Source organism: Mesorhizobium sp. A623, assembly GCF_054489405.1.
In genome coordinates this window covers 1-3,401 of record NZ_JBTMXB010000086.1, presented here as the reverse complement: position 1 = coordinate 3,401, position 3,401 = coordinate 1, and the positions used below count along the sequence as shown (strand labels likewise).

At 58.5% G+C, this 3,401-nt stretch carries 4 protein-coding genes; 1 reads left to right on the top strand and 3 read right to left on the bottom strand.

The features are described 5' to 3' along the window. Positions 1–654: STAS domain-containing protein (locus ACX3P1_RS27795; protein WP_459082981.1), on the top strand; the 654-nt coding region annotated here is incomplete at its 5' end. A 613-nt stretch (positions 655–1,267) separates the two neighbouring features. Here ACX3P1_RS27795 and ACX3P1_RS27790 read toward each other — a convergent pair. From ACX3P1_RS27790 to ACX3P1_RS27780, 3 genes are all read right to left on the bottom strand, one after another. After that, a complete protein-coding gene (locus tag ACX3P1_RS27790) occupies positions 1,268–1,888 on the bottom strand; it encodes an alpha/beta hydrolase (protein ID WP_459082979.1) in 621 nt (206 codons plus the stop codon). A gap of 37 nt (positions 1,889–1,925) precedes the next feature. Then, on the bottom strand, positions 1,926–2,882 hold the full coding sequence (locus tag ACX3P1_RS27785) for a glutathione S-transferase family protein (RefSeq protein WP_459082977.1): 957 nt from the start codon (positions 2,880–2,882) through the stop codon (positions 1,926–1,928). 69 nt (positions 2,883–2,951) lie between these two features. Continuing rightward, positions 2,952–3,317: a DoxX family protein gene (locus ACX3P1_RS27780; RefSeq protein ID WP_459082983.1), complete on the bottom strand. Its 366-nt coding sequence runs from the start codon at positions 3,315–3,317 to the stop codon at positions 2,952–2,954. Positions 3,318–3,401: the final 84 nt, after the last annotated feature.

Here is a 3,401-nt window from a genome sequence, read left to right as displayed (position 1 = left end):
CTTGCCGGGGTGCTGGTCGTGGTCGCCTGGAACATGGCCGAGAAACATGAGTTCGCGACGCTGATCCGGGCATCGCGAGGTGACGCGGTCGTATTGTTGGCAACTTTCCTGCTGGTCATATTCCGCGACCTCACAGAAGGTATCCTCGTCGGTTTTGCGCTTGGCGTGCTGCTGTTCCTGCATCGCATGGCCCAGTCCATCGAAGTCGAGAGCGTACAGCCTATCGCGCAGGAGGACGTAGCCGACAGCACCAACGGCAACGGTCGAAGACCGTATGACGTCGATCTGGCGACAGATCCCGACATCGTGATCTTTCGGATATCCGGGGCGTTCTTCTTCGGTGCTGCGGCTGCAGTAGGGGCGGCCCTGGATCGGATCGGCGAGCACCCGAAAGCCTATATCATCGACTTTTCCGCGGTGCCTTTTCTCGATTCGACAGGTGCTGCGACGATCGAGGGTTTCGTCCGCAAAGCTGATCGTCATGGAGCAGCGGTCTACATTGCCGGCACGACGCGACCGGTTCGTCGTGTTCTGCTGGTTCACGGTGTGAAGCCGCCGCGAGTCCGCTTCAGGAAGACACTCGCAGACGCGGTTCGGCTTGCACGTGGCGAGCGCGAGCCAGTGCGGCCAGTAACGGCTTCGGAACCGACGTAGGAGGCATCATCCATAACGGTTCATACTGATGCTGCCACCGGAGATTATCATGTAAGGGTGAAGTCTCTTTGCCCGAGCGGCAACACGATCATCCGATGATAATCAAAGGCCGAGGTTGGGATGAGAAGCCCATACTCAAGTGGTTTGTGCTCGTTGAGCGATCTCGAGTTGTTCTAATTTGAAGGGCAAGAGCGGAGTGTTTCTCGGCAAGATCGTGAGAAACGCAAAAAAATGAACGGGCTCGGTACGAACGTCATAAACTATTTTATTCTATATGAGGGTAAAATTCCATGAGCGGGTCTAACCGTAGAACGTATGATATAATCCTAAGGGCGGCGATATCTACCGTTGTTGTCGCAATCGCGTGGATCATACTTTATTATACGATGGGTGTTACGATGGCCTCCACGATATTGGCCGTCTTGGCCGTGGGCGTTTCGAGCTTGATTATATAAGCTGGAAATTGTTCCGATAGATCTTTTCCACTCGTGCATCCGCATCGAAGCTCGACCCCGGGTTGATTGGCGACCAGTCCATGACTTTGCGGTGAAATTCATGATTCCGGTGGGATTACGATCAACGCCGATCATAACCCCGTTCCTGAGCATTCGGATTACGCGGCCAGCGCCTTGGCCACAAAGTCTACGCCCAGTTGCGCGCCTTGTGCCGTGATGGTGTGGCCAACCCCCGGCAGGATGTGCGCGTGGACATCCAAGCCCGCTTCGCGCAGCGTTGCCGCGGCTTCGGTCGAGTTTCCGGCGGGAATGACTGGGTCCGCCGCGCCATGCACCATGAGTACCTGCGTCGATCTGGCTGGCGTAAAGGGTCGCGGCGAGGCGAGCCGGCCGGAATAGGCGACTACGGCGGCGACCGGCCAGCGACCGGAAGCAATCGCGTCGAGCGCCATGATGGAACCTTGCGAAAAGCCGACAAGGACGACTCGATTAAGCTGCCCCAGAAGCCCGTGCTGCTCGATGATCCCGCGCAGAACATCGTCGAAGGCGGGTCTTGCCACAGCGATGCGTTGCGGCCGGTTCACCTCCGTTACACCGGAAATACCGAACCACTGCCGACCGGAACCGCCGCCGTCAAAGGCGAATGGGCCATCCGGCGTTGCGAACGCAGCCGTCGGCAGTGATCGACGCCAGCCTTGGGCAAGTGGTGTGAGATCGGCACCACGACTGCCGACGCCGTGCAGGAAGATGACGAGGTTCTTGGTGGTGGTGGTGGTCATGAGAGGTAACCTGTTTCCATGGCCGTTGTGGTCTCGGTCAAAGGCCGAGATCACTAAGGTCGGGGCCTTCCGGCACTATGCCATTAGGATTGAGGGACTTGATCGAATAGTAGCCCCTTTTGATATGGTCGATGTTCACCGTCTCGCGGATGCCGGGGATGTCGAGCATGCGTTTCAGGTAAGCAGTGAGATTGGGACACTCGGACAGGCGCCGCAGATTGCACTTGAACAGGCCATGATAGGCAGCGTCGAAGCGCACCAGCGTCACGAACAGACGGATGTCTGCTTCGGTCAATTGTGCGCCGAGCAGGAATGGTTTGTCTGCCAGTCGGGTTTCCAGTTCATCCAACATGGCAAAGACGCCGCGATAGGCTTCCGCATAGGCGATCTGGGTCGTGGCGAATCCGGCCCGATAAACGCCGTTGTTGAGAGCCGGGTAGATGCGCTCATTCAACGCGTCGATGTCATCGCGCAGGGCTTGCGGATAAAGGTCGACGCTTTCGTCGGCGAGTGCGCCAAACCCTGAATTGAACATGCGAACGATTTCGGCGGATTCGTTGCTGACGATCGTCTTGCGCTTCTTGTCCCACAGAACCGGAACCGTGGCGCGGCCGGTGAAATCGTCGTCGGCCAGACTGTAGAGTTCGTGCATATAGGTGGCGCCGTTGAGTTCGTCCCGATCAGCGCCAGAATAGTCACCGAAGCGCCAGCCCTGGTCGGTCAACGCCGGCTCCACCACCGATACCGACACGATGTCTTCAAGCTTTTTCAGCTTGCGGGCAATCAGCGTGCGTGATGCCCAGGGACAAATGAGCGCGACATAAAGATGATAGCGGCCGACCTCCGCGGCAAAGCCGGATTCGCCAGTCGGTCCGGCGCTACCGTCGGGCGTGATCCAGTTGCGGAAGCTGGAAATCTGGCGAACGAAGCCGCCCTTTTCGTCCTTGGCCTGGACCGGCTGCCAGTCCTGGGTCCACTTTCCGTTTACAAGCATGATGCGTCTCCGTTGGTCAAAGAAGGTAGGCCGGACGCGACGGCATGGCGACAGCGTCCGGGTCGAGGATCAGCCACGTGCCTTTTGCAAGGCGTAGGCGCCGTTGCCGAGCAGTGCCAGCGCGGCAAGAGCAACGGCCCAGAATGCCGGGAATTCCCAGCCGCCATTGGGGTTGCTGAAGAAGAAGCCGGCTGCACCATGCGGGGCGTAGATCGAGCCGAGCAGAACCGGGATCAGCGCGATGGAAACCCAGCGGGTCCACACCCCCGCGATCAGGGCGATACCACCAATCAATTCCGCAGCGATGACCAGATAGGCGAGCGGCCCGGGAAAACCGAGGCTTTCAAAAAACCCGGCTGTACCTGCCGGCGTGAAGACGAAGATCTTCAAACCTGCGTGGGCGAGGAACAGGATGCCCATGCTGACGCGCAGCAGAAGGGCGGCTAGAGCGGTTTTTCCTTAATCGGAGTCGCGGGTTTGCATTGACCGGCTTGTTCTGATTCCCTGATCGCAGTGATT

Coding starts and splice junctions, on each gene's coding strand:
- ACX3P1_RS27790 (WP_459082979.1), bottom strand. CDS start 1,888: ATGACCACCACCACCACCAAGAACCTCGTCATCTTCCTGCACGGCGTC.
- ACX3P1_RS27785 (WP_459082977.1), bottom strand. CDS start 2,882: ATGCTTGTAAACGGAAAGTGGACCCAGGACTGGCAGCCGGTCCAGGCC.